Consider the following 25,665-nt stretch of genomic DNA (forward strand, 5'->3'; position numbering starts at 1 on the left):
GAGTAACTCGCAGCCACTTCCTTACGGTAAATAGACCAAGATTCTGTAATATTGTCAGCTTCGTATTCAACCAAGTCTCAACGCGGCACGATAGAGGTTCGTAGAAGCGCTAGCGGGCTTAAAGCGAAATAGCTATGGCGCATGCAGGGTGTAACATATATACAGTTCTGCAAATAGTTGAATTATTGCCTATCTTTTTTTCCAGGACTTGGTAGATTCTGTCAATATTTCGGTTCCGAAGGAAAGAGTTGGCTAAATATCTGGCCAAAATCTGATGCTGTGTGTTTTCTTCAAGTAATATCGCCTGCGCCACACGGCGCATTGAGTGTTCGGAGGGGGGATGGCTAGAGAGCCAAGAGTGCACAACGCGGTGGGGCTGGGACCGGGCGATTTACGCGACCTATATGCTTCACGCCGCTTTCTGGACGAAACAACACGGCGAAAGCTGGGGCTGGAACGCTGTTTCGACGTCTATTACAAGGATCCGCTGATTGCTGCGAAGAACCCTGGCCTCGAAATCGACGCCGAATTCTACGTGCCGTGGGAGCCGGGAATTGGTGACGGGCCTACCAGCGCACGCTTCGCCGTGGTCGACTATGACAGTACAATCAATAAACTCGAGGAGCCTGCACACTGGGACGGCGATGCAAAGATATTCCGCGATCCAGATCAGCGCCCGGTAGACGCGACGATCAGGCAATCGCCTCAATTTCGCCAGGTTAGCACCTGGGCTATCCTGCAAAATACGCTGAATTACTTCGAAGGGCCAAGCGGACTTGGGCGGCGCATCTCCTGGGCGTTCGAGGGAAACCGTTTGCTGGTCGTACCGAACGCAGGTTACGGCGCCAACGCCTATTATGATCGCAAGAGCCATTCGCTGCAATTCTATTATTTCGATGACCGGAACGGCCATCGCGTGCGCACCTGTTTGTCCAGCGACATCGTCAACCATGAGTTCGCGCACGCTCTGCTCGACGGGATCAGACCTCATTATCTCGAAGCGGTGTCCCCTCAAACCGGAGCGTTCCACGAATTTCTGGGCGACCTGACGGCGATCCTGATGTCGCTGCGCAACTCGACCTTTCGCCAGGAGCTGGCCGAGCGCACCGGCGGTTTGCTCGACACCATGTCCGGGGGTGAACTGCTGTCGTCGGTGGCTGCCGAATTTGGTCAAGCGGTGGGCGATCAGGAGTATTTGCGCAGTGGCGCCAACCAGGACAAGTTGAGCCAATTCAAGGACGAGTTAGAGGCGCACGTCCTTTCCACGGTGCTGACCGGCACCATGTTCGACATATTGATCAATTTCACGAAACAATACCTCAAGCGCGAGAGAGTGGACGGCAATAAACTTTCGCCCATGCAGGCGCTCGCCTTCACCGTACCCCGCATGCAGATCATTGCCATACAATCGCTCGACCTCCTGCCACCGGTCGAGGTGACTTTTGGAGACTATGCACGCGCAGTGTTGCGCAATCTGCTGATTGCCGATCCGACCGATCCCAAAGGTTATCGCAAGATGATCGCTGAGGCTTTCCAGAGACGCGAGATTCTGACCAAGGCGGAGGTGGACGAGTTGCTGAAGCCGGCCGGCCTCTACGATCGGATGCCCGGCGCTATCCCACACGATCCGGCAATGATTGCAAGCTCTCGGGCCGAAGCCTATCGCTATCTCAACGACAATCGCGATGATCTATACATTCCTCGTTTCGTCGACATCATCGTCGACGAAGTCTTTACTGCGGAAAAGATGGTTGGCCGCGGGCTCTTCCTGCCAAAGCAAGTGATCCTGCAATATCTCTGGCGCGAGGATATCGTGCTCGAAGGCGAGCGCTTCGGCTCCTACAACGGCCAGACGACCAGCCTGCTATGTGGCGCAACCATGGTGCTCGACGAGAACGGCAGCATGCTCTCCTGGTCGCGCAAACCCGGCAGTGAACCCTCGGCCAAGGCCGTTGCCGGTCAAGGCAAGATAGACGCAGGGAAAAAACCGAACGGTGAAGAAGCGCGAGCCGTCGCTGATTGGCAGGCCGGCAAGGAGCGGCGCACGGCCTATCTCGAGGCACTGGCGCGGCGCATCGACGAAGGTATGGTGGGCGAGGAGCTCGCAGGGCCGGAAGGTATGGTCGGCGCGCTGACGCCGCCGCTGGTTGCGCGTAAGGCGGGGGGCCAGGTTCGGTTTGAGCTCTCCCCGCATTTCCACATTCATGATGACGAAGACAATTATGAGGACGATGGCAATGACCATTACGATGCTAGCCTGAGGGGGCTGCGATGGCGAACGAGTTCCTGATACGCGTCTACGACGTCGGTCTTGGCGATTGCATCTATGTCCGAATTCCCGGCGAGAGCGGTGACAATAACGACGCCTTCCATATGCTTATCGACTGTGGCACCTGGAGTTCCGAAAAGCTTCTCGTTGCGGCACTCAAGCAGTTGGCGAGCGAACTCCCGACAGCCGCTGACGGAGAGAAAAAGCGACTCGATCTGGTCGTCGTCACTCATGAGCACAAAGACCACATCGCGGGCTTCGATCCGGCACTCTGGCAAGGGTTCACTGTCGGCAATGTCTGGATGAATTGCGCGATGAACCCGAAGCATCCGCAAGCAGGCAAGACGCGGAAAGTACGCAGGGTGGCGGAGAAAGCGATGGCAGGGCTCGCGTCGCTGGGGCCGGCGCTTAGTCCGCGTCTGGCTGAGCTCGTATCGGTTTTCGAGATTGGCAATGCCGGTGCCATGAAGGCGCTTCGCCATGCCCTGCTCAACGGTGACAACGAGCCAACCTATGTGCATGCTGGCCAGACTCATGAGGACTTCGGGATCGAGCTGCACCCCAAAGCGAAAATTCACATTCTGGCGCCCGAACTGGATTTCGATCGCTTCTATCTTGGCGAGGTTGCCCAGACCACCCTCAAGGGTGTAATCGGCACCGAAGCCTTCGCGACAGACGACGCTGTGGAGACTGAGGAAGGAGGCGAGCACGAAACTGCCTCCCCACCGCCGATGGAACCGGTGCCTGAACCGAAGAACATCGGGGCGGCAGCATTTCGCGCGCTACGTGCCCGTATGCAATCCAGCGCGCTCGCCTTCGCGGAACTCGATGGCAAGCTGAAGAACAATTCGAGCGTCGTGCTGCTGATCGAATGGAAGGACAAGCGGTTCCTGTTCGTCGGTGATGCCGAATGGCACGGCGCATTCAAAAAGAAGAAAATGAACGGGTCTTGGAATGTGATGTGGAATGAACGAAAGGAGCTGTTGGGCAAACCAATTGACTTTCTGAAGATTGGCCATCATGGCAGCGAGAACGCCACCCCTTGGGACATGGGATCAGGCGAGGACACCGAGGAAGCAAAAATCCTCGAAGCAATTCTCCCGCTGCCCCAGGCCGGCTCGAAACCGACGGCCCGTGCTGTGGTCTCCACCGAACGCGGCAAATACCGCACCATTCCGCGAGGAAGGCTGTTGAAGGAAATCGCCCGCCGTGTCGACGGCGTCACAAATTATGCCAATGATCTGCGCGATTACATTCCGAAAGATGTCGCCGACTTCGAGGCGTATGAACGCGACTGGCTGAAGGAATTGCAGCCACCACGCACAGACTTCGAGCGTATTCGAAACAATAATGGCTTTATTGACGCGACGTTTGATTAGACGGACATGAAGATTCCGTTTGTAACTTCTGCGAAGGGAGCTCTGGGCATGCCGCAGGGAGACATAGGGGACACGTTTAGTACGCTCAACGCCGAGTTGGCGCAAATCCAGATGAAGGACTTCGCGGCGTTTTTCGAGTGGCTCTATGGGGCGGTTAAGAAGATAAAGAATGATCGGGAGAATTTCTATCGATCGCTGCGCAACAAGAATTCCTGGTGGATCAATGCCTCACGGCGCACTCTCGGCACGCTTGGCGCTGCCGCCCTGCTCTTGACCGCTTTAGCCGGAATCTCCGCTGTAGTGGGAACACAAGAGCCTTGGTTGAAAGAGTGGCAGACGAAGGGGTTGTTCTGGGCATTTGTCATTTACGCGGTCATGGGCGCGATCGCCCTATTCGAGCGCGGAACCGACCTGAGTACCTCATACTTCCGTCATCTGGCGATCACGATCGCGATCCGCAACTTGTGGAATAGATTTCAGCTCGCGATGCTCAAAGAGTATCCGGCACTTGTCGCGCTGGACCCGGATGCCGCGCGTAGTCGGGCAATCGAGTTGGCGGAAGCCTTTTGCAAAGACATCGACACATTGGTTTCGAGCGAACAGACTGAATGGCGCACCGAGTTCTTGGAATCTCTCAAAGATCTGGACACGGTCGCCAAGGACGGCGTCAGCAAAGTTACCACAGACCTTGCGGCGGCGATGGAGAAGGTGACGCAAGCGGCCGAAAAAGCAACGAAAGCCGCGGAACAGGCGAAGGCTGCCCTATTGCCAGGTGATATCAACGTGACCGTGACCGGCGACTTTGACGGAAGTCTTGTCTTGCTGGTTGATCAGGCGAAACGGCACGATAAGCCAGTGATGAAGAAGTTCGCAATTCGCGGTATCGTGCCGGGGACGCGCGAATTCGAGGTAAAGGCCAAGAAAGGTGCGCAGGACATAAACCTGTCGGAAGTGGTAGAGGTGAAGTCTGGACTACAGGATTACAAAATCACTCTACCGTAGTCTTTTTGTACCTTCAGGGTCTTAGTTTGGGTTGCGCGGTTCGCTTTGAGGCTCAGCGAAATCCTCTTGGCTGAACCGAGCACGGGGAGGAATGACGATGAACCGCATTTTTGCCGACGAGGGCGGCTGGCTCGAGTTCCCTGAGCGCTCGTTTGCCCGTCTTGACCACTTTGAACCTGCGGACCTTACCAACGCCAAGGAGGCCGTTTTTTCGTTTGATGCTGTGGACGACAGGTGGCTTTCGAACGAGTTCAGGCAGGTGTTCCCAAACGCGACGGCTTCGGTTGTGCAGTCAAGGATGGCCAGGGCCTGGAAGGCGCTTTTCGGCAGTGGAGCGCGCAACGCCGTCGATTTCTTCGACGATATTCCGGTCTACAACATTGAGGTAACGGTCAGGCCTAGAGACCCCTTTTGGGGTGATATCGTCGCGATGATTAACCTCGAAAGCTGGATCGAAATCCGCCTGTCCCATTCGGGACCGGTTCCCGTCGATGTCTATGGGGCGATCTTCGCGGACTCCGTTGGCGCTGCTCTTCAGGCAATTAGCCCGGCTCCCGCAAACGTCTCGCAATTGCTTTCGGCACTCTTCGACGCGGACAATTGGCCTGACGCGTCCGACGAGGAGGTCGATGCGGTGCTGAAGGCGCCAAACGCCATCGAGACGCTCGCGATGTACGACGTCGGCCAAGGCAGCGCTATTGGTCTTCTGGACAGCGCTAACCGTGTCAACCTGTACTTCGACGTCGGTGCCGGCTGCTACGGAAACAAGCATACCCGCCCGTCTCCGCTCAGGTTTTGTTGGAAAGCTGGGCCATCCATAGTGCTTTCGCACTGGGACACCGACCATTGGGCAGGTGCCAGCAGCGACAAGGCGGCGCGGGGGCATACGTGGTTAGCCCCGAGGCAATCCGGGCTCCTCGGCCCCAAGCATCACCTGTTTGCCGGACGCATCCTAAAACAGGGGGGAACACTAAGGATTTGGAACGCTGGCAAGGGGATGGTGCAGACCGTATCGCTGAACAGCGGCCAAGACCTCTCTATCGTCAAATGCTCCGGCAAAGATATGAATGGCTCGGGAATCGCAATGATTTTGGATGATGCATCGGCAAATTCGAGCTGGCTACTGACGGGCGATGCCGGATACGGCGAAATCGGATTGTTGCCGCGGTTTCCTGTTTCAGCGGTCACCGTCCCGCATCACGGCGCAGACATGACCAGCAAGGGCGGGTCGCCACCTTCGAGGCCGAGCGGGTATGCAAGGCTGCTTTACAGCTTCGGTCCCGACAACAAGCACGGGAAGTCTTCGATCAGCCACCCGACACACGCCGCGTTCACGCAACACGCAACCTGGTCTCATGGGAGTTGGTCCTCTGCGGCGATTGCAACAACGGTCCCTGGCGGTGAAGTTTTGGCTGCAACACACTAACCACTGCTCTTGCCTACTTGGACAGTGCGGCTGCCGGATTGACGGCGACGCCGTCCGTCCCGCTGTCGGGACTGCCTTGCTCGAGGCATGGGATGCCGGGTGGCTGCACGTTAGACGTCGTTCAAGCATAGCGATAGCCACAAACCTAGTGAGGGCCTTGTAACCGCAGATCGTTGGCTAACCGTATCGCTGGCGCCGTTGACCCGGTCGGCGCCCAGTTGGCCCCGAGCCTGCTGGGTACAACTAGCTTTTCGTAACGATCTCGCTAGGCTTCAATTCCGGAGAAAATACCCTTTGTGAAGCAAGCGAGCCCTGCTGGGAGCCATAGGATTGTCATTTGATCCTTCGCGTGAGCGCCTTTCAGTTTGGTTCGAACAGCGACGCAAACACCGCGTCTCCGACTGGGATTCCACCCTCTGTGTTCCCGATCGAAACACCAATTGCCGGCTGCTTTATTGGGTTCGTCGAGACACTTTCATAGGTCGCCTCATTGCTCAATATTCATCGAATATTGGCTTTTATTGCTAGCCCTTCCACGAGAAAATACCGTCCTAGGTCGTTTTCAGAGGTGAGTGATGTCTGGATCAATGGCGAAATCATCCGGCGGGGATCTCCGGTTCTATTCGATGGCCGAGATGGAAAAGCATGGTGTCATGCTTGATGCCAATGCACTCCATGTCGTCGCTGGGGAGGCATCGTCGGATATTCGCAGCGGCCACGCGTATGGATTGAAATCCGTGCTGCTTCCTCTCGAAAGCGAACTCTGGGAGCGGCCCGAATTGAACCCGTATCGAAAAGAATTCGACGGTGAGCGCCTCGGCTGGAAGCTGTCTACGCTTTCGAGTGTTGGACCTGACTATGCGGCCGTTAAGATCGTTGGTGCGAACGCACTCAATCGGCATCTGGGCCGTACGCGATCGACGTCCACGATTGCCCTCTTCGACAAGGTAACGCTTGCGCCGATCTGCCTGTTGGACGGGACTGAAATTTCTGCCGCCCGGACCGCGACCTACGCGACGACGGTGGTTGGACGCTTCTTGTCCGGTCGTGAAGGCCTCTCCGTCTTTATCTTCGGCGCGGGGCCGGTCGCGGAACGCGTCATACTGGGATTGGGAATATTCCCCCCCCCCCCCACCTTTTCGAACGTTTACCTTCGAAGCCGCTCGGTCGGATCGGCCGTCCAGCTTGCGGCCAAGCTTGAACCTCGCGTCGCGTTCCCCCTGATCACGGTGGACGACAATGCCGAACTCAGCGGCTGCGATCTGGTGATCACAGCATCCAATGCTAAGACGCCTGTATTCGACGATGTAGAGGCAAGCGCAGGTGCGATAACGCTTCACCTTGGAGGCGACGAAACACCAGGCCCCTACATTCACCGGGTTTTAAGAACCGGGCGGCTGTTGTGCGACGACGTCGCCATGGTGTCACGTCGGAATTCCCAGAGCCTGGCTCTGTATTTTTCAAGGGGACAGGTGACCCTAGAGATGCTTGCTCCGGTCCTGGGCAACACAAATTTCTGCGACCTCGCGCACGATGTCCAAAAGCTCTACCATTTGGATTGAAGGGAATCAGCTCCGCTTCGGCGCGTTTCCTACCGTATGGACCAACACGTCTCCTGAAAAAGCGCCATCAAAACCTTCAGAAACAGTATATCACCGTACCGGCAAATAGGTTCTCCTTCGTTCTGTCTTAGCGCAGGATTTGTAGCTGCTCTTGTTCTGCCCCTTTATAGTAGGAAAATTCAGCTTATGGAGATGGCGGGTTTTCTAGTTAAAAACGATTGGATAAACCCAACCCCGCCCCATGCCCGTACTGGTTTCGCGCGAATACCTCTCCGTGAACGGATAGATCATGCTGGCAGCACGACCCTCTAATCTTGATAAGTAATATAGCCCGAACCCCAAAGCCTGTGGTTTTGTCGATAAGGGGCTTAGATATAGGTTAGATATTCGTTGTTTGCTGTTCAGCAGGGTTACCGCCTCGTCTAAGACGGCGGCCGTAACATAGGGGTCGTTCGCCGTCGCGAAAAAATTGAGGTCCACGGCATTTTGGGTGGAAACGGCGGATACGCGGTCAAGCCGTAAAATGCTCTCTTGGTACATGTCTGCGCTCAAAGAGGGGAAGCAGTGCAACTGCACGACCCGCGCGCTTTCCTTATTCGCTATTACTTGGCCAATCAGGCTGTGATCATAGCCGATACCAATCACGACGACGTCATGATCCATCTCGGGATTGTGCAATCCTTCAAAACCAGCGACTTGCCGTACGGTGACCGTTTCTGTTAGAGAAAAGCGCGTTTCTACTTTGCGCGAATAATGGCCTGGTTCGGTATATATGAACTCAAGCTCTTCGACCGGATTAGCTTTAAAATATTTCAAAAGCAAAAGGATATGTGGGTGCAGAAAGCCGGTAATGTCGACGCATACGCTCTTGACATCCGGGTCCGCCAAGCCGCTTCGCCGAAGGCCCTCAACAACCAGCTCAGCCTCATTCTCAGGTAGCAAGTCTACTATTTCGAGGCCTGGTTCTGCGGGATATTCATCGGTGCTGTACCCGTAATCGGGCAAGATCCACCAAAACTTCCGCGATGCGTTGACCTCGTCGAATGTAGACTTCACCCGTTCATTGTCGTTATATGCGGAGATAAAAACGTCTCGATTACGCTGTTTCTCATCAACCGACAAAAGACGCTTTGAATCAATCAAAAATTCCAACATCATTGATCACAGAAGTTTGGGTTGTTTTACGGTGGCGTTACGCGAGACTTCGATGAACATGTTTTGTACGCGCCCTCGCATCAGAGATGCCAGCGTGGCGCGCTTCGTGTGATCTAAGATCGCGTTAGCGAGTTCTTGTTGTAGTTCAATAGTTCCCCGCCTATGGATCGATACTCCCCACCTAGGGGCGAGCATAGGGCCAAGCTGGTACTTGGCATCGACGGCGTGCGAGTTCTTGTTTTTGTTTCCGGCTTGAATTTTGATAAGGTATGACCAGTTCTCGCAGGTTTGAAGAACTTTGCGCGCGTTTTCGGTTAATTTCTCTTCATCAACGCTGAACGTACCAATATCACATTCGCTCGGTTTGTCGCTGTATCGCACGGTTCGGAAGAGCACGGCCAGTGCTTCCACTCCTTCCCTTACATCTACTCCTGTTCCCGTGGGCTGTGCATCCTCCCAGAACCAAGCCGCGCTGTCGAGAACACCAAGTGATTGGGATTCCACGCTGATCACGCTATCTGCGAATGGCTTCTCCCCAGCGAACGAAGAGCGACGGTAGATTTGCTTCAGGATACCAAGTAGATTTCGCGGGATGCCTTGTGACAAATGAACTAGCTGGTCCCACCCGCAGTAAGGGATGGTCTTTCCGCATTCTCTGTAGAGCTGAGCGAGCAAATCGGAGCCAAAGTGGCTTAAGACATCTTCGTAGTCGGGTGCGGCAACCTTCCCATTATTCAAAAAGGCGTTTGCTTTCGCCGATATAGATTCTGCAGCCGCGCGTATTTCCCCGGTTGTGTCGGCCCAAGCACGGTATAGCAACAGGATGTTCACTTTCTCGAGTAGGGGATAATCCTTCATTGTCAACAACGTTACGATTTGCTCCACCCATGACGGTGGTGCGTCAAACCCCTTTGTAAGATTTGACCGTAGCTTTGCTATATGCACTCTATCAGCGCCTTTCTTGTCTCGACCTGACACTGCCTCAAGCGTCGGTTTCCGATAGAAATTGGTCTTGTTTAGCTCTTGAAAGCAATCACGGAGCTCTCCGTTACGCCGCGATGTTAGACCAACCTGGTCAAGCCGCTTCGCTACCAATTTTTCAACAAAGACTTCATACGCTGATGACTCATCACGCAGGAAGGAATCGAGTTCTACGCGCTCGTATTCCGAGCCCCGCTTGATGGGTTCTGCTGATCCAAGAGTTTCGTATGTTCGAATGCCATACAATCTGGCGCCCACCTTAACCGTGGCATTTCCCGATCGGTATCGGATCAAGCTGTTCAGGAATCGTTGTTGGCTGGCAGTGAAATTTTCCGCTTCGTCAATAAGATAGACAAACACCGTCTTCTCAAATTCACGGATCCGTTGCGCTACTATTCGGGGTAGACCGTAGAATAGACTTCCCGGCGAGAAAGATATTAACACCGGATCCATGGTTCCCGTGATCGCTACGTTGTTAGCCGCATAGTCAATATGCTTTCGTAACCGTGTGACATATTCGATGAGCTCGTCGATGGTTGAAAATTCACCCTTCACATCGGTGTCAAAAAGTTGGTGGATGTCCGAAACCAAGCAGCTGGAGTCGTAGTCGCATTCCTCGTTTTCTTTGAGCCAGCTTTTAAGGACGTCGAGAAAAGTAGCAACAAGCCAAAGCTCAAAATACATGCTGAAGATCGCCAGCCACAAGTCTTCAGTCTGCTTCTTACCGGAAAATTTCTGCGAATTAAGCCCTTCTGCTCGGACGTAGATGCCGAGGTAGCCGTCTTTTACAACAGCATTGGTTATGCTTCCTGCTCTGGCTGCTTGCACCGGTGCGGAGCAATAGCGCATCAAGTGGGTCTTGCCGCTGCCTTTACCGCCAACAAGAATCATCGGCATTAAAAGTCGAGGTTGAAGAAAGTTAACCAGCCCTCCGTGTTCGTCGGCGATATCAACCCAATAATCAAGGATCTCGGCCGCTGAAAAATCGGATGCCTTTACTAGGTCAAACGGGTTTTCGTCTAATCGAATTGCCATGTTTCTAGTCCTAAATCTTCGGATACCGTCGAAATATGGGTGTCCAAGGTATCGGAGAGCCGTTTGAGACTTCGCGCCATATTATTGGGAGCGTATTGTCTGGTGTGTTGTGATGAAATCCGAACAGCATCTGACTGTCTTCAAAACCTCCCGCGTGGCCAGGAGCCAGCAGGCTGCCATAGTGCAAAGCAACGTCGCGGACAGTTGCCTCAGATACATGCTCCGGTACCACCCGAAGATATCGAGAATCGTTAGAAAGGCACCGGTAACTGGGGTCCAGCTCAATAAGAGCAGCGGATCGAGCGTTGAACAACGTGTTCGTCCTCACATTCGTCATACCCGCAGCGGTTCCAAAGATCGAGAAGTAGGAGAACTCGATGTCTGGATCGAGCGCACGAATATCCTGCAAGATGTTTTTTGAGTATTTGAGCGCTGTATCCCCCGAGCCGCATACATCATCTAAAAATATATATCGTCTGATAGACGTGTCCTGTAACTGCCTCGAGTCATCGCCCCCAGGCCCGACAGATCGCTCAGTTATTTCCGCGTTGTCCAGAAAAATTGACTTACTTAGTCCGTTCTCCTGTCTGAAAAAGTACAGCAGATGGACGCCGCTCTCCGACGGATTTCCCACGCCAAGAAACCGCGTACGGTTCAATTCTTCGGAAAGTCTCGCTCGTATGATGTCGAGATTGCGTGTGTTGCCCGCCGCCTTTCGGACCTCTTGAATAAGAGGTATCAGGAATAGATCCCTGTATTGGGCTCGAAGTAACACGCGAATTTCCGTGCTGCCATAGTAGAGAAACTGGGCGAGGAGGTATAATGCGTGCAGTCGCTCCACGTCGCTGGTATGGCCACTCCGGCCGTCGAAATTCTCCAACCACCGCTCAACAAGTGGCCAGCTAACTCGGCCTTCCCACAAGGCGGAATTCAACACGGTAACGCGTCGGCGGAGGCTGTCCCAAGTGCTTTCGGCACCTTCGTCTTCGACAAGCGGCAGCAGGCTTCGGATTTCGTCCAACGGGCTCATCGAACTTACACCGACGGTTTCTGACGGATCAACATCCATTTCTTAGTAGTGACTTTTGAGCATCCTTGCCCCATTGTCAGCAACAGTGTTTGTTTTGGCGTATCGGCCAATCTCCGTGGCAATCCCAAACCCTGTGTCCCCTCAGCGCTTCTGAAAAACAATGACATGCTCTCTTTCGATAGTTCCAGCGGTTTTGTTGCGCTTCGTCATCAATCCTCGAGATCGTATATCGTCCACAAGTTCAAGCGTCGTTGTCAGGCCTTTTCTCGAAAAGATGTCTTTCACAAACTGGCTAGTTGCGAAATTGTGGCCGCAAATCATATTATCCCCGACAACTAGAACTAAGTGACCGTTCTGTCGAAGCCGGGAAACAATACCTTCGGCTGCGTCATCCATCTCACGAAGATACGTATTTGCGATATGGGCGCGAAGGGAATTTACAGCCTTTATTTCGGCAAGTACGCCCTCAGCGCTCGAGACCACCGACGCTCTATCAGAGCTGTAGTCAGATTTGTAAAAATGCTCTCTGCCAATATTGCGCTTCTCCAGCTCACGAAGCTGATTGGCCGGCGCCATTCCCAACCATCCGATGCTCAGCGATGACGCTCGAATGTACTTTTGGGCTCCTGCGTAAGGGGGCGACGTGATGATGAGGTCCGCTTTTAACTCCCCATCCTGGTGGCGTTGCCGAGCATCGGTGTAAACGTCCGAAGTGCACCCTTCTGGCATCTTGTTTAGGCGAGCGCAGTTAGCGCCGACAACCTTAGTGAAATGCTCAATAAGGCCTGGAGAGCCTTTGACGTGCTTTTCAAGCGCCTTTCCCTTTAGTCGAACCGGCACAGAAAGTCTCGGATCGCTCACGCTGACTCGCTTCACGCAGGCAGAAAAGCAAACTTCCAAAAAATCCAGTAAGGCTCCGCTAGTGTTACTTCGTATTGAATATAGTAGAGCGCCAAGCGAAACTGCAATATTTTGAGAAAACCACATATCTTTTTTGATGGCGGTAGTAAAAGGAGCCAGACGTGTAGTGTCAACCTCAGAGAGGACTCTATCAAGTGCCGCGGCTATCAGGTCGGAGGTAATGTGTGTTGTCTTGGCCTTGGCAATAAGCCTTGCAAGCGGGTTCGCGTCGGCACCCATAGCTCGCCTGCCAGCCAGCAGCGCTTCAACAAGGACAGTGCCAGATCCCGAGAATGGATCGTACACCACGTCGTTCGGCGACGAGTACTTTGTGCAGTTTATGAAAAATAGTGGGATGTTGAGCAGCAGCTTCGCAGGATAGGAGTGAAACAAATGTGTGGCTCTATCCACCCCAGACCCGAGTGGGACAAGTGTGCGGAAATTGACCGTAATTGGTGAACCACTGGCGTCATACGCTTCCTGTAAACTCTTAAGTTCGGTGTCGAAGTTCCAAGCCTTCAGATCGCGCGTCCTGACTTGCGCGTTAGCTGGCGCAGCCTCCTTCGCGACCAGATTAGGGGCCGTCAGAGGTTGCGCGTGAAGTGGTCGAGGGAATTCATTCATTCTTGAGCGCAGACATCAGCTCGGTCCACTCCCGTTGAGAAAGACCGCTTTCATTGAACGAGATAGACTTCCCGGCAAGTTGGCTCTTAACGACCTGCCATGCGGAAGAAGAGAGTGTTACGGCGTGAAGTTTGTATTCCTTAAACGCGTCGTAAGTCAGGGGGACCCACTTCTCGGTGATATCGAGGAGCTTGTCTGCATATGCACGGATCTCGTACTGCGCGTGTGGATCGGTCCTCAGGCGCAAAAAGTTCAATAAGTTGTGCAGATTTGTTTTCCAATACCATTGCGTATAGAAATTAAGACTTAAGTTCATGCGAGCTAACTCGCGCGCGATACCAACCCGTCCGTTGTCAAGACTTGCACCGTCCTCGGAAACATTGAGGAGCGCGTTGTATCCGCCGTAGCTGCGCTCAGACTCGTCACGAAGGAGACCCAATACCCATGAGTTGTCGGCAAGCGGCGCGTCTTCCCGCCCTTGCTTGTTGTGGGCCGACTGCGCAGCCAAATTTGCAGCATCAGGCACATAAAACTCTTTGTCCAAAATAGAATACCGAGCGGAGTACTCGTTTACACTAGCGGTTCTATGACGGATCCATTGGCGAGCAACAAAGATTGGTAGCTTAACGTGGACCTTGATTTCGGCCATTTCGAACGGTGTTGTATGTGAGTGGCGCATCAGGTATCGGATGAGACCACGATCCTCGCTGACCTTCTTCGTGCCTCGACCGTAGGAGACTCTTGCGGCCTGAACGACTGCGGCGTCATCGCCCATGTAGTCGACCACGCGAATGAAACCGTGGTCGAGCACAGGTATAGTCTTATGGAGAATTTCCTCCAAGCCGGTGGAGACAGCACGGTACGTCGGTTTCAAGTCATCTCGAAGACCGTGTTCAACGTCATTTTCCTGTGCCAAATCATCCTCATAGAGTAGCTATCAACGCTATACCACTACTGTGAAATCGGCCTAGCGACAATCGAGAAGACCGCTTTTCCTAGCAATTGCAATCAACGGATGGGAATGTAGCTGCGTGTGAGCTTCGCTCGCGGAACGTATTTTTCCAGGATAAGTTCTACGGCTTTCATGGCCTCTGCATTTGCCCGTGGACCAAGGGTTACTTCCAGCTCATCCAGCGCCGACCGGGCAAGGGGGATGAACAGCACATTCGTCTCTACTGGGTAGCCTACAAGATCCAGGGTCACTTCGTTGAAATGTTGATCATCAGGAAACTGAGACTCGAACGCCAATGCTGCAATTTTGAAACGCCATTCCTCCTCGTAGGCCCAATAAGTGCTTTTCACCATTCCCAGATCGTAAGGGTTGAAATAGGCCGTGCCTCGCTCGCGAAAGACAAGGTTGCGGTTCCTGTAAATAGGATCATCACTGTACCAAATCTTGTTCGGGCCAATGATGGCACACCCGCTCGTACTCATAGCTGGGGCCTTGCGAACTATGCTGTATTGTCCCGAAAAGCTACCGATCGCGCCACCCTTCTCAAACACCATCGGGCTCTCGCGTCCGGCAAACATATTTGATGGAAGCTTTATGCGAACGCCTTCAAAATTGCGGCCGTACATGGACCACATTGGGATATGCTCGACATGTCCCACAGACCAACAAGAAACAAAGACCGAACTTGCGGCGAGCGGCACGTCGGCAGCCGTCGCCTCTTCTGGATCGTTCATCTGATCTAATCGAGAGAAACGCAGGCTTCGGCTTGCAAGGATCTTTTCTAGGCTTTCAATAGAGGTGTACTGGAAGAGTGTCGACGGTAGTTCCTCGAAGCCCATGGTGTCGAACATGAAGTCGTCTGTGTAAAAGCCTTCCCGAGCGTTATTCATTTTTCGACCCTGGCTAAACGTAATCGTCTCTAGCGCTAGCCTATTTTCGGTGCGAGTAGCAAGTTGCGCGATTTTATTTTCGCGGACGGATCATCTCCAACGTGACTGTCTGTACTAATATTTCATTTACACCACAAGGTTGATAAAGGATCCCCGACCAGAGGGCACTATGAAAAAGCGACTGAACGAAAAAGTACTAAAACGCGGGGATGTGATCCTGACAACCAGTGACGCCGCGATCAGTAAACTCATACGCGCCACCACCATCAGCCCGATTTCACACGCCATGCTGTATGTCGATCACTGCTCAGTCATCGACGCGACGGGAGATGGGGTGCATTCGGCGAACACACAACGACTGTTCTTCGAGCAACACAACGCCGTATTTGCCCTACGTCTTGAGGGCGGACTGGAGCCCGGCACCGCAATCAAAATCTGTAACTATGTCCGAGAACGCATTGGAAGCGAATACGCGACATGGGAAGCTGGCAGGGCGTGGAGGGGCTGGGCAAGAAAGGCACACCCAAACAGTTTTGCAGCCGCCTTGTCGCGCAGGCTTATGCCGCCAATGGCTTCGATCTCGTCAAGAACACCGATTTCTGCACTCCAAAAAAGCTCTTGAAGAGCGCGAAGCTTGTCGAAATCGCTGATGCCACCGTGGAAGTCACCGAAGGCGAATATCAGGCCTGGCAGGCGCATCCCAGTGGCCTCAATCTGATGCGGCAGTCCACGAACCACATCCTGAACGGCGCTCGGAAGATTGATAAATCAATCCAGCATCTCAGCGACGTTGACAAACTTGTACTAGATCATTCCGAACACGACGAGACGATCCTGCAGCTTTATGTAGAGTCTGGGTTCCTTCACGTTTGGAAGTCCGACCACGAAATCAACCCGTGGCACTACGATGCGAAGCTTATGGAGGATTTCGGCAGTCTGCATCCTGACGGTGTTCGCTGGTATTGCGAGAACACGCTGTCCGAGGGGTCTCGCACAGACAATCGATACGTGACGAATGCAAACGCCTACCAATACTATCAGTCTATGAGGCCTAGAAAGACCATCGTGATGCTCATAGCATTCTATCAGATGTTGGCGGAGCAACATGCCAATCGTCTCGATATCCCAGAAGAATGGCTCAAGCGGCACCCGTAAGTGGATTGCATCCAGAAACTCCTTCCTTAATAGAAACAATGGCCTAAATCGGGTTGGCGTAAAAAAGTGAAGCGGTGTCAAAATGTTGACAGGCCGCGATACCTGTCAGCGGTTCGATTCCTTTCAAGGCGCCCATGTATTCATTTAAGCTTGAACAATTTCGAAGGCTGCGATTTTGAATCTGAGATAGCACCAATTATGCGGGTGCTTTTCATTCTGATCCCAGCGCTGTTCGCCAGTCGCCCATGCTGATGCAGCACAAGTGCCACGGCACCGAGCACGGTATCTTCGTTGCCAAGGAACTTACCCACAACGAAACGGGGTCTTGGCATGTCGGCAACCTGGTCGGGTGGGGGCAACGTGTGACGCGCGAAACTGCGCTTGAGGGGATTTGTGAATGCCTCACCGATCGTCGCCAGCTTGCCGACGATGATGAAGAGCGGTGGATTGAGGATTGTGGCTGTGACACCCATGCCCCAACCCGCCTTTTCCGCAGCATCCTCGATCAGCCGCCGGTATCCTAACCGTCCTTCGCGGGCGCGCTCGATAAACTGATCGATTGTAACCGGCTGGCCCGCAAATTCTTCCGCATGCCGTATGAGATGGTAGCCACCAACGACCTCTGTGAAATCGAAGCATTGGTTCGCTGAGTGACGCTTGGTCTATTCCCCGATGTCGTTTCTATAACCGGCAATCGATTGAGCGCGGCCCGCCGTGCCCATCCGTTTTCGCAAATATCGCGTGCTGCCGACCCAATAGTTTTAAATGAGTGGGGGCGCGAGAACCGCGCCCCGATCGGCGGGGACCTTGCCAAGCTTCACCGACGGCTCGCGGCCCCAAACACGTAGCTTGCCGAGTTCCGCGACGAAGGCTGACAAGCCTTCTTCCCGGGGCAAGCCCAGACACCTTCGTCGAGATCATTGGAGATTCCGGCTTTTTCGAGCAATGGCAGCGCCGACTGGTCGTAACCGATGAACTTGCAATGCTGGAAAGCGTCGGCGACAAAGTCCCGGGCCGTTGCCTCATTCACCAGATCGTCGATCGCCGCAGTCGAAGTGAGACCACGTCAAAGACAGCGAAGACAAGTTGGCGCCGCGGCCAGTGGTGATAGCCTAGGTCCCATGACGCGACTTGAAGTGGACACTGAGATCGAACATGGTCCTTTCCAACCACGTGTCGTTGGTCGTCCAACTCATGGCGACTTTTGACTGAAAAATCTTGCGGCCCCAAAGTCACCACCTGGTAACCCGCGTCTCGGTCCCGCTCGATCTTATGTGCGTCATGCCCTCGACACTAGCTGCCGCTAGAAGTCCGGGGTCTAAGGCCTCCAGAACCGCCGTTACGAGTTCTCCGCGATTGGGAATGACTGAAAGACCGGGTTAAAGACTGTTCGTTGGTGTTGCGCTAGCAGTAGGTTCTTTCGTGTGTTTGCCCTTGAAAATGGTCGTGGGTGTCAGCATCTATTGGGTACGATTGCGGAGCTTTGGCTTCCTGCGGCTGGATCGTAAACAATCCGAACACGTGACAGGGCTGCTTCGCTCCAGAAGACGTGTGTCGTCGTTATCAACTCTGCGAAATGCCTTCTGCTCTTGGCTGCGGCTCCAAGGAGAGATGGTGTGTGTTGGGATCATGACTCTTCAATTTTCTAAATCTACCCCGTTTCAAGCCGAACTCCAGAAGGCTCACAAGCTCCGCCAGACCAAGTATGCGTCGGCCGCACGAGCACGCGCGGAAAAAGCCAAGCTCATTGAGATAAAGGGGAGACCGCCGCTTTGGAAAACCTCTAGCATCAGGTTCGATGCACATGTTCAGGCATATCAATTCCACCTGGCCAACAGGCTCGTTCGTCCTGAGGTCACTTATATCAAGCGGCGGTGTGCTGAACTGGGGATCCAATATCGGGACGTAGTTGGGCCCTCAATTTTCAAGCGAGTGGCCCTGTCTCGCCGCCTGCTCATGTGGGAGGTCCGACAAAAATTCAACTTAACTTACGCTGATATCGGCCGAGCATTCGGCGGGCGGGATCAATCCTCTGCTGTTAGCGCAATAAGGTCCTTCGATAGCGGTTCTCCGCTCCATTGAGATTAACCTTCGAACAAGCAATGCGTTTTGGCCCGCCGAGCGCGTATTCGCGGGCCCCCACGGTGAGGTTCATGGAATGTCCACTTAGCCGCCTTGTAAGGAAGGCCATCGCGTTGGGCGAGAGGTTTTGAAATCCTTGGCCAGCCTGCGGCATCGCCCAGCCACGCGAATGTTTGTTCGACCACCCAGCGTTTTGGGGGCGAACTTACAAAAGTTGTTCCGGAGTTGGTGGACGGTTAAGTTGGTGACCGGCATGTGTTCTGGAACTGCTCGCCCATCTTTTCATTTCTGCGAAGACCTGGCCGAAGGACAAAAAGGAGGACAGTCACAACAATCGCAACCATCCTTGCCGCTGTCCGCTGTATCGGATGAAGGACGGTTGAATGGCCGATGATCATCCTGACACGCGGCCCGCTACCTCAGCCGCAATCTCCTCATCGTTTACCCGATTGGACATGAACTTGCGTGGCGCTCGGCGACCTCAAGCAACGCCGCCGCCGTTTCTTCTCTTGTCCAACCCGCACGAAACGCTTCTTCAAACAGTTGCTGAACCTTACCATCCAAAGCTGCTATACAGTCAGAGTGGCGCGCTGCGTACTGGCCATCACGATCTGGGGGTTTAACTGGTTGCATTTTCCGGTCCTACGCGATTTGGGATACGTCACAAATTCCGCTTCATGAGGTACGGAACCTAATCGGTTCCTGACGAAGAAATCCCCACCTCCGCCGCGGCGGATTGAAAAATCGTACATGCCTCTTCCACAGGCCTAACCCCTTCTATTGCCTCCATGCAGGCCGCCTTGCACTTCAAGTAGAGCTCGCCCTCTTCGGTTGGCCAGATGGCCAATAAATAATCCAGAGCGTCCTGCGGCCCTCTCACGGATACCTTGCCGCTATCGGCGAACTGCAGCTCAACGGGTTTCTTCCAGGAAATATTCATCGACTCTCCACCACTGCTATGATTACACGCGATCGCTGCGCTTCAATGCAAGAGGTTTGCTTCCTTCGCTGCCACAACGAAAATCTCGCGGGCCTCCTCGGCGTCCTTGCGCCCGGCGATCGCGGCCCGGCAGAGACTGCGCGCTCTGACATAACCCGCTCCACGCAGGTTTGGCCACTCGTCCATCAGTACAACCAGTGCTTCGGAGGGGCCGCCCACCCGGACATCGCCGCTTATGGGTGCATTGATCTTTACTGGTTCCCGCCATTTTGTCGGCATGTTCATCTCCCTGGATTCTGCAATTGCTGATGGGGGATACAACTGAGGCATTCAACTTTTGTTCCGGCGCTTTTTCGTACTCTGGTATGTTGTGGATACAATTAATCTTGCCATTGGGCACTGCAGCCTGAGTTGCAGCTTGCCTGCAGGCTTCTGACGTTCCCGCCGAATTGGCCTTTCTGCCAAGTCAGGCGACTGACCACTGACATGATCGGCCCGCTTCCCTCTTCCACCCCGAAGCGCTCTTCCAGTTTGGTACGATTGGCGGCGCGGCGGCCGATGGTCCGGTTATCGTAGTTGGCCGGAATGTGTGGGTCGGTTGCCGGGTTCCAGACTGCCATATCAATCCCATTGACTATGCCTGTCAGATTGTCGCGCCGCGTCGACAAGACACCCTGGAGGCCCATTCCCAAATCCTCTGTGAGGATTTCCCGCGCGTAGGTGGGGCTTACGGTCGTGACGGCGTCTGCAAGGCGATGCCAGCTTTAAAAAAACTGATGCCCCCATAGTATTCGAGTTTTTCCGTCGAGAAGAACTCACTCGGCAGCTAAAGCTCGCCAAAGATTTCTGGCGAGAACTGACCTTGGAATGCGAGGTTGTGGATTGAAAGCACGACGGGTACCGGTGCGCCGATCGCCTTCAAGTACGCAGCAGCAAGCCCGCTTTGCCAATCATGCAGATGAACGATGTCCGGCCGCCAACTACCAATGCCATTTGCGGCTATGTGCGCCGTCGCAGACGACAGGGCGGCAAACCGTCTCCAGTTGTCACTGTAGTCCTCTCCTTCGCGATCCAAATACGGGCCGCCATCGCGATGGAAGAGGACAGGGCACTCAACGATGATGACATCGATCCCATCATGGCGACCGGAGTAGAACTTTGCGGTCTCGCCGAGCAGCTCCACGTCAGCCTCGTGTCGCACGTCGACCATTTTTTCCAGGGTGCCGGCATAACCGGGCATGATCGTCCGGGTCTCGATCCCATACGGGGTTAACGCTTTGGGAAGCGCACCCGTCACGTCCGCCAGTCCGCCAGTTTTGATGAGCGGATAAACTTCTGATGCGGCGGACAATACTTGCATACGTTGCACTCCAGGATACTAGCGGCATCCGGCCGGTGACAGGCGTTTTTTGGTATACTGTTGGCCAGATCTAAATCATGATCTCGCCCCCGGTCACGGGGATGACGGAGCCCGTCATGTAGCTACCCAGGTCAGATGCGAGGAGAACGTAAGCCCCTGCGAGTTCTGCGGGCTGGCCGGCACGGCCGATCAATGTCTGCTTGCCGAACGATTCAGACTTTTCCGGCGGCATCGTTGAGGGGATGAGAGGCGTCCATATCGGGCCAGGGGCAACCGCATTAACGCGTATTCCGTTGTCGGCAACCATCTCCGCTAGGCCGGCAGTGAAATTTGAAACGGCCCCTTTCGTTGAAGCATAGGCAAGCAAGGATGATGAAGGCTGGCGTGACTGGATTGATGTCGTGTTGATAATCGAGCTGCCAGCCTTCATGTGGCGTACCGCGGCCCTAGAGAGATAGAAGGGGGCGTAGATATTTGTCCGGAAGGTCTCATCCCATTCTTCGGCAGAAATGTCCTCGATGGAATTATAGGTTCGCTGAAAGGCGGCATTGTTAACGAGGATGTCGATGCCTCCCAGTTCCTCGACAGCCCTTTCTACCAAGGCGTTGCAGAAGGCCTCGCTCTTAATGTCCCCAGGTGCGACCAGCGCTTGTCGACCAGCCTTGCGAATCCAGGCTGCCGTGTCTTCAGCATCCTCGTGCTCGCTCAGATACGAAATCAGGATATCGGCACCCTCGCGGGCGAATGCTATGGCCACCGCTCGGCCGATGCCCGAATCTCCGCCCGTGATGAGGGCCACTTTCCCTTCGAGCCGCCCCGACCCCTTGTATGACTCCTCGCCATGATCAGGGACAGGTTGTAAAAGCTTAGTCTCTCCTGGAGGGGCCTGCTCTTGTTTTGGCTGCAGCGGCTTTGGGTGGCTGTCGTGAGGCATGGCGAGCTCCTGAATAATTGGCAACGGAGAACTACCCAGGTCGCAGAGTGTTCCCACGACCAGGGCCACAATCTTGATTATCGCGCTAGCTGCCATGTTTCTTGGGGGCTCGCTGTTCATTATTCATCCAAACCCCTACACAGGTAAGTCCCCGATTGAGGAAAATGCTGTGACTGATCAGGCCCCGTAGTTTGGAGGCCGGCATGTCAACAAGCGCCAAGATCGCGATTGCGGTGGAGGGCGAAGTTGACGCCCTCTCTGTCAGCGTTAGCACCCAGGCGGGCTGCATGTCCGGACAAGATATCGAACCTAGATGCTTTGGACATGTGTCACCTTTAAGTGGAAGCAATGAGCGGAGCAGACTTCATGCACTCCCCAAGACAAGAAATGGTCGGCCAGAGGCAGCAAGCTCTAAATCGAGATCGCCATCGAGATCGACGGTTTGTTTAGTGAGAAGATCTACGAAATGTTGCCTTCGCACGGGGTCTGGCAGCCGGATTTTCCGCCCGTGCCATCGTGCTTCGAAAGACGCCGTATTGCTCCTTAGACTAAGCCTTTGGGCGATAACAATAACCGCATCCGCTTCTTTTACGCGCGCGTAGGCAATGAGAGGTTCTGGTCGTTCACCATCGGCTATGATCGGGATATAAGTGCCTTTTGCAAATAGGGACCACTTTTGCTTGCGGAAGTTTAGCAGGGTTGCGATGAGATTCTGCTTCACCCGTCCGCTTAGCCATTCCTCTTCCCCTTCGAAGAGGCGTTCAGCTTCTACTGAAAGGCGTCTCTGCAGGAGATTGAAATCAGGCTCGCGACGGTTGTCGGGATCGACGAGGCTGAGGTCTAGACCTTCGCTGCCCTGATAGATATCCGGCACACCGGGCGCCGTGAGCTTGATAATCGTCTGAGTGACGCTGTTGACTAGACCGGCGCGGATAAAGGGTCGTAGTGTGTTGGAGAAGTCCGCAACGAAATCTCGGTTATCCGGCGCAAGAAGGCGGCGGGCGTAGCCGAGCACGGCTCGTTCGTAGGCCATGCTAGGATCGCCCCAGTTTGTGCGGAGCTTGGCCTCACGTATTGCCTTCTCCGCATAGGCGAGGAAGCGCTCTTCCAGCGTCTTCAGGCCTTCCGTATCCTCCGGATACAGACCCGTCGGCCAGACGCCGGCGAGCGCCTGATACAGCATCCATTCGACGGCTGGTTCCGGGGCAGGGCCATCTTCAAGGGACTGCACGGCCGGACGGTTCATCTCCCCCCAGCGCTCGACGGCTTCTGCCCAAAGCTTCGGGGCCTCAGTGATGGTATAGAGCCGGGCCCTCGCATCCTCGCCACGTTTCGTATCATGGGTGGAGGTGGCGGACAGCGCATCGGGCTGTCGTCGAAGCCGGGTCTGCATTTCCCGGTGGAAGCGATCGACGGAGAAGGCGCGCGGCATGGGCTGGGCGCCGACTTCGTTCAGGGCGAGCGCCATGTGCTGGCGGAAGAACAGCGTATCCTCCACCGACTTTGCCATCAGCGGCCCGGTCAGTTGCTGGAAGCGGGTGCGAAAGACCGAGGCCTGGCCCCCCGCCTGCTGCTCGACATCGCCGGAGAGAACGCGTTCGAGGAATGCGAGCGCCTGCGGCTCCGGCCCATGAGGGCTTTGGCGGACCTCATCGATGACACCGGCTATCATCTCGCGGCCTTCAGGCGGCAGGCCGTCGCGGGTACTGTAGGTGCGGTAGACCGGGAAAGCGATCAGCAGTTCGCGGATCGCCGGCTTGATCGACGCTTCCGACAAGATACTTTCCTTGTCTTCCGCCTGGCCGATCTGCAGCGCAAGCTGCACAAGAGCGGCAAATTCGCCGGCGAAGTTATTGTCCACCATCAGCAATTTGGCGGCGCGCAGCTCATCACGCATATCGATACGCTGGCCGGCAACTTTTTGAAAGGCCTCCTGCAGTTCATCGAGTTTCTCGCTATCGACCAATGCGTCACTAAGAGCGGCGATGAATTCGTAACCTGTGCTGCCGGATATCGGCCAATCGGCAGGTATATGCTCGCCCCCTCCAAGAATCTTCTCGACGGTGATGTAGCAGTTTTCTCCCGCCTCCTGCCGCAGACGCTTTAGATAGGCTTTCGGATCTGCAAGGCCATCGACGTGATCCACCCGCAGGCCATCCACCGCGCCGGTGCGGACCAGTTCAAGGATAAGCCGATGCGTGTCATCGAAGACCGAGCCGTCTTCCACCCGCACGGCGGCAAGGCCGGTGATCTCAAAGAATCGGCGATAGGAAAGCTGGCGCCGCGCCTCCCGCCAGGACATCAGCCGATAGCGCTGCTGGTCGTGGAGCTCTGCGATGGCCGCCTTGTCGGTCCCCTTCGGTAGCTCCGCCTCCCCGCTGGCGTAGGTAGCTGGGTTCAGCGGATAGAAGCTATTGTAGTAGGCCAACGCTGGCTTGCCCGTCCTCGGGTCAGGCTTCACGGAAATATCGCCCTTTTCCAGCACCTTCTCGAACGTGTCGCCGAGGAAGGGCAGGGTCAGCCTCCGCGTCCAATCGATATCGAAGTGACGGGCGTAGCGGCTCTCCTCGCCGTTCTCCACCACGTCGCGCCACCACGGATTTTCCAGCGAGGCGGCCATGTGGTTCGGCACAATGTCGAGGATGAGGCCAAGACCTTCCATCTTGAGCGCCTTAACCAAGCGGTCAAAGCCTTCGCGGCCACCAATTGTAGTATCGATCTCGTTGGCGTCAGTGACATCGTATCCGTGTGTCGAACCGGACGCTGCGGTGAAGACCGGAGACGCATAAACGTGGCTGATACCAAGGCGTTTCAAATAGGGCACCAACGCCGCAACGCGGTCGAAGGTCATGCCGTTGCGGAACTGGATGCGGTAAGTGGCCGTCGGAATGTTCATGAGCTTTTTCCAGTGGCTTTAGGCGTAAGGCCGTGTGGATGACGATCGTCTATCAAGGCTGTCGCGGAAACATGGGAGAACCCGCTAACAACCATGTTGATCGCTCGTTGTTCCAGACCATGTTTACACTCACGTGCGCGACGTCTCTTAGGGGGGAGTTGCCAATTCTAGCCGCATGGCAGGGACAGGGCGCGATGGCCCTCACACGCTTGCTTGTCGTCCTGCACCGTACAAACACATTGTCGATCGGGAACTTCAGGCGGGTCCAAGGGTTTGACCGCCGCTCAGATCGACTAGGAGTTCCTCATGAAGCCAGCCGTAGCACTTGTCACTGGAGCCGGGTCCGGCATTGGGAAGGCGGCCGCGATGGCTCTTGCGAGAGACGGGTACAAGATTGGGGCGCTTGGACCTACGCAAGAAGAGATCTCATCGACGGTCGCTGAGATCTTAAAAACCGGAGGCGAGGCCGTCTTCCTTTCGGCAGACATATCTAATGAGAGCCAAATGGCTGCAGCCGTGGAGCAGCTGACCCAGCAGTATGGTCGGCTCGACGTTGTCGTCGCCAATGCCGGCATCAATGGCGTCTGGGCTCCAATCGATGATCTAAAACTGGCTGAATGGAACGAGACGATCTCAATCAACCTGACTGGTACGTTCTTGACCATCCGCGCGACCGTGCCGGAACTGAAGCGTTCGGGCGGCGGTTCGATCATTGTCGTCTCTTCGATTAACGGCACCCGAACGTTCACGACCCCAGGCGCAACGGCCTATACCGCAACAAAAGCCGCCCAGGTAGCAATGGTGCAGCAGCTTGCCTTGGAGCTTGCCCGTCATCGCATTCGCATCAACGCTGTGTGCCCTGGTGAGATCGAGACGAATATCGAGGCAAACACCAAGCTACGAAAAGAAGACGAGACGGCAATACCCGTCGTATGGCCGGAAGGTCAGGTCCCCATTACCGGAGGGCGTCCGGGCCGAAGTGAAGATGTCGCCGACGTTATAGCCTTCCTGGCTTCCGATTAGTCGCGACACATTACTGGTCTCCAATCTGGGTCGATGGCGGCCAAGGTCTCCTACGCTAGCCAGTTCCTTT

The 25,665-nt window shown here is 54.9% G+C and carries 20 protein-coding genes and 2 pseudogenes; 8 read left to right on the top strand and 14 right to left on the bottom strand.

Annotation, left to right across the window (positions count from 1 at the left end; all coding sequences use genetic code 11):
* The first annotated feature begins 358 nt into the window (after positions 1–358).
* The 5 genes from ACP7E6_RS24840 (at position 359) to ACP7E6_RS24860 (ending at position 7,638) form a co-directional block, all read left to right on the top strand.
* The gene (locus ACP7E6_RS24840) at positions 359–2,290 is read left to right on the top strand and encodes a serine protease (RefSeq protein ID WP_426232361.1); all 1,932 of its coding nucleotides are present in this window, start codon (positions 359–361) and stop codon (positions 2,288–2,290) included.
* Positions 2,272–3,648 carry an MBL fold metallo-hydrolase gene (locus ACP7E6_RS24845; protein WP_426232362.1) on the top strand — a complete coding sequence of 459 codons (1,377 nt, stop codon included), beginning with the start codon at positions 2,272–2,274 and terminating at the stop codon, positions 3,646–3,648. The genes ACP7E6_RS24840 and ACP7E6_RS24845 overlap by 19 nt, the downstream gene beginning before the upstream one ends.
* 48 nt (positions 3,649–3,696) lie before the next feature.
* Positions 3,697–4,650: a hypothetical protein gene (locus ACP7E6_RS24850; RefSeq protein ID WP_426232363.1), complete on the top strand. Its 954-nt coding sequence runs from the start codon at positions 3,697–3,699 to the stop codon at positions 4,648–4,650.
* 97 nt (positions 4,651–4,747) lie between these two features.
* Positions 4,748–6,076: a hypothetical protein gene (locus ACP7E6_RS24855; protein WP_426232364.1), complete on the top strand. Its 1,329-nt coding sequence runs from the start codon at positions 4,748–4,750 to the stop codon at positions 6,074–6,076.
* A gap of 587 nt (positions 6,077–6,663) precedes the next feature.
* Positions 6,664–7,638, top strand: a complete 975-nt coding sequence (locus ACP7E6_RS24860; protein WP_426232365.1) for an ornithine cyclodeaminase — start codon at positions 6,664–6,666, stop codon at positions 7,636–7,638.
* 204 nt (positions 7,639–7,842) lie between these two features.
* On the opposite strand, the gene ACP7E6_RS24865 is transcribed toward ACP7E6_RS24860, so the two are convergent.
* From ACP7E6_RS24865 to ACP7E6_RS24890, 6 genes are all read right to left on the bottom strand, one after another.
* On the bottom strand, positions 7,843–8,793 hold the full coding sequence (locus tag ACP7E6_RS24865; protein ID WP_426232366.1) for a hypothetical protein: 951 nt from the start codon (positions 8,791–8,793) through the stop codon (positions 7,843–7,845).
* Between the two features lie 6 nt (positions 8,794–8,799).
* Positions 8,800–10,809 (bottom strand): hypothetical protein, encoded by a 2,010-nt coding sequence (locus ACP7E6_RS24870; RefSeq protein ID WP_426232367.1) that lies wholly within the window; start codon positions 10,807–10,809, stop codon positions 8,800–8,802.
* A gap of 10 nt (positions 10,810–10,819) precedes the next feature.
* Positions 10,820–11,839, bottom strand: a complete 1,020-nt coding sequence (locus ACP7E6_RS24875) for a phosphoribosyltransferase-like protein (RefSeq protein ID WP_426232368.1) — start codon at positions 11,837–11,839, stop codon at positions 10,820–10,822.
* Positions 11,840–11,980: 141 nt separating this feature from the next.
* On the bottom strand, positions 11,981–13,363 hold the full coding sequence (locus ACP7E6_RS24880) for a DNA methyltransferase (RefSeq protein WP_426232369.1): 1,383 nt from the start codon (positions 13,361–13,363) through the stop codon (positions 11,981–11,983).
* A complete protein-coding gene (thyX, locus tag ACP7E6_RS24885) occupies positions 13,356–14,279 on the bottom strand; it encodes an FAD-dependent thymidylate synthase (protein ID WP_426232370.1) in 924 nt (307 codons plus the stop codon). The genes ACP7E6_RS24880 and thyX overlap by 8 nt, the downstream gene beginning before the upstream one ends.
* Positions 14,280–14,371: 92 nt before the next feature.
* Positions 14,372–15,166, bottom strand: a complete 795-nt coding sequence (locus tag ACP7E6_RS24890; RefSeq protein ID WP_426232371.1) for a DUF2971 domain-containing protein — start codon at positions 15,164–15,166, stop codon at positions 14,372–14,374.
* Positions 15,167–15,682: 516 nt separating this feature from the next.
* On the opposite strand from ACP7E6_RS24890, the gene ACP7E6_RS24895 reads away from it, so the two are divergent.
* Positions 15,683–16,360: a hypothetical protein gene (locus ACP7E6_RS24895; protein ID WP_426232372.1), complete on the top strand. Its 678-nt coding sequence runs from the start codon at positions 15,683–15,685 to the stop codon at positions 16,358–16,360.
* 140 nt (positions 16,361–16,500) lie between these two features.
* Here ACP7E6_RS24895 and ACP7E6_RS24900 read toward each other — a convergent pair whose 3' ends face one another.
* Positions 16,501–16,833 carry a hypothetical protein gene (locus tag ACP7E6_RS24900; protein WP_426232373.1) on the bottom strand — a complete coding sequence of 111 codons (333 nt, stop codon included), beginning with the start codon at positions 16,831–16,833 and terminating at the stop codon, positions 16,501–16,503.
* A gap of 288 nt (positions 16,834–17,121) precedes the next feature.
* A pseudogene (locus ACP7E6_RS24905) lies at positions 17,122–17,420 on the bottom strand (catalase HPII); the annotation flags it as partial.
* 569 nt (positions 17,421–17,989) lie between these two features.
* Here ACP7E6_RS24905 and ACP7E6_RS24910 point away from each other — a divergent pair.
* On the top strand, positions 17,990–18,442 hold the full coding sequence (locus ACP7E6_RS24910; RefSeq protein ID WP_426232389.1) for a helix-turn-helix domain-containing protein: 453 nt from the start codon (positions 17,990–17,992) through the stop codon (positions 18,440–18,442).
* 691 nt (positions 18,443–19,133) lie between these two features.
* On the opposite strand, the gene ACP7E6_RS24915 is transcribed toward ACP7E6_RS24910, so the two are convergent.
* The 6 genes and pseudogenes from ACP7E6_RS24915 to treY all read right to left on the bottom strand — a co-directional run bounded on the left by ACP7E6_RS24915 (position 19,134) and on the right by treY (position 24,572).
* Positions 19,134–19,382, bottom strand: a complete 249-nt coding sequence (locus ACP7E6_RS24915) for a DUF982 domain-containing protein (RefSeq protein ID WP_426232374.1) — start codon at positions 19,380–19,382, stop codon at positions 19,134–19,136.
* A 42-nt stretch (positions 19,383–19,424) separates the two neighbouring features.
* The gene (locus ACP7E6_RS24920) at positions 19,425–19,661 is read right to left on the bottom strand and encodes a DUF982 domain-containing protein (RefSeq protein ID WP_426232375.1); all 237 of its coding nucleotides are present in this window, start codon (positions 19,659–19,661) and stop codon (positions 19,425–19,427) included.
* A 307-nt stretch (positions 19,662–19,968) separates the two neighbouring features.
* Positions 19,969–20,113, bottom strand: a pseudogene (locus ACP7E6_RS24925) (glycogen synthase GlgA); the annotation flags it as partial.
* 95 nt (positions 20,114–20,208) lie between these two features.
* The gene (locus ACP7E6_RS24930; protein WP_426232376.1) at positions 20,209–20,742 is read right to left on the bottom strand and encodes a glycogen/starch synthase; all 534 of its coding nucleotides are present in this window, start codon (positions 20,740–20,742) and stop codon (positions 20,209–20,211) included.
* A 70-nt stretch (positions 20,743–20,812) separates the two neighbouring features.
* A complete protein-coding gene (locus ACP7E6_RS24935) occupies positions 20,813–21,676 on the bottom strand; it encodes an SDR family oxidoreductase (RefSeq protein WP_426232390.1) in 864 nt (287 codons plus the stop codon).
* 364 nt (positions 21,677–22,040) lie between these two features.
* Positions 22,041–24,572: a malto-oligosyltrehalose synthase gene (gene treY / locus ACP7E6_RS24940; RefSeq protein ID WP_426232377.1), complete on the bottom strand. Its 2,532-nt coding sequence runs from the start codon at positions 24,570–24,572 to the stop codon at positions 22,041–22,043.
* Positions 24,573–24,878: 306 nt separating this feature from the next.
* Here treY and ACP7E6_RS24945 point away from each other — a divergent pair, with 306 nt between their 5' ends.
* On the top strand, positions 24,879–25,595 hold the full coding sequence (locus tag ACP7E6_RS24945) for an SDR family oxidoreductase (protein WP_426232378.1): 717 nt from the start codon (positions 24,879–24,881) through the stop codon (positions 25,593–25,595).
* Positions 25,596–25,665 lie beyond the last annotated feature (70 nt).

The sequence above is a fragment of the Pararhizobium sp. DWP3-4 genome (assembly GCF_049898205.1).
In the GTDB taxonomy this organism is placed as follows: domain Bacteria; phylum Pseudomonadota; class Alphaproteobacteria; order Rhizobiales; family Rhizobiaceae; genus Pararhizobium.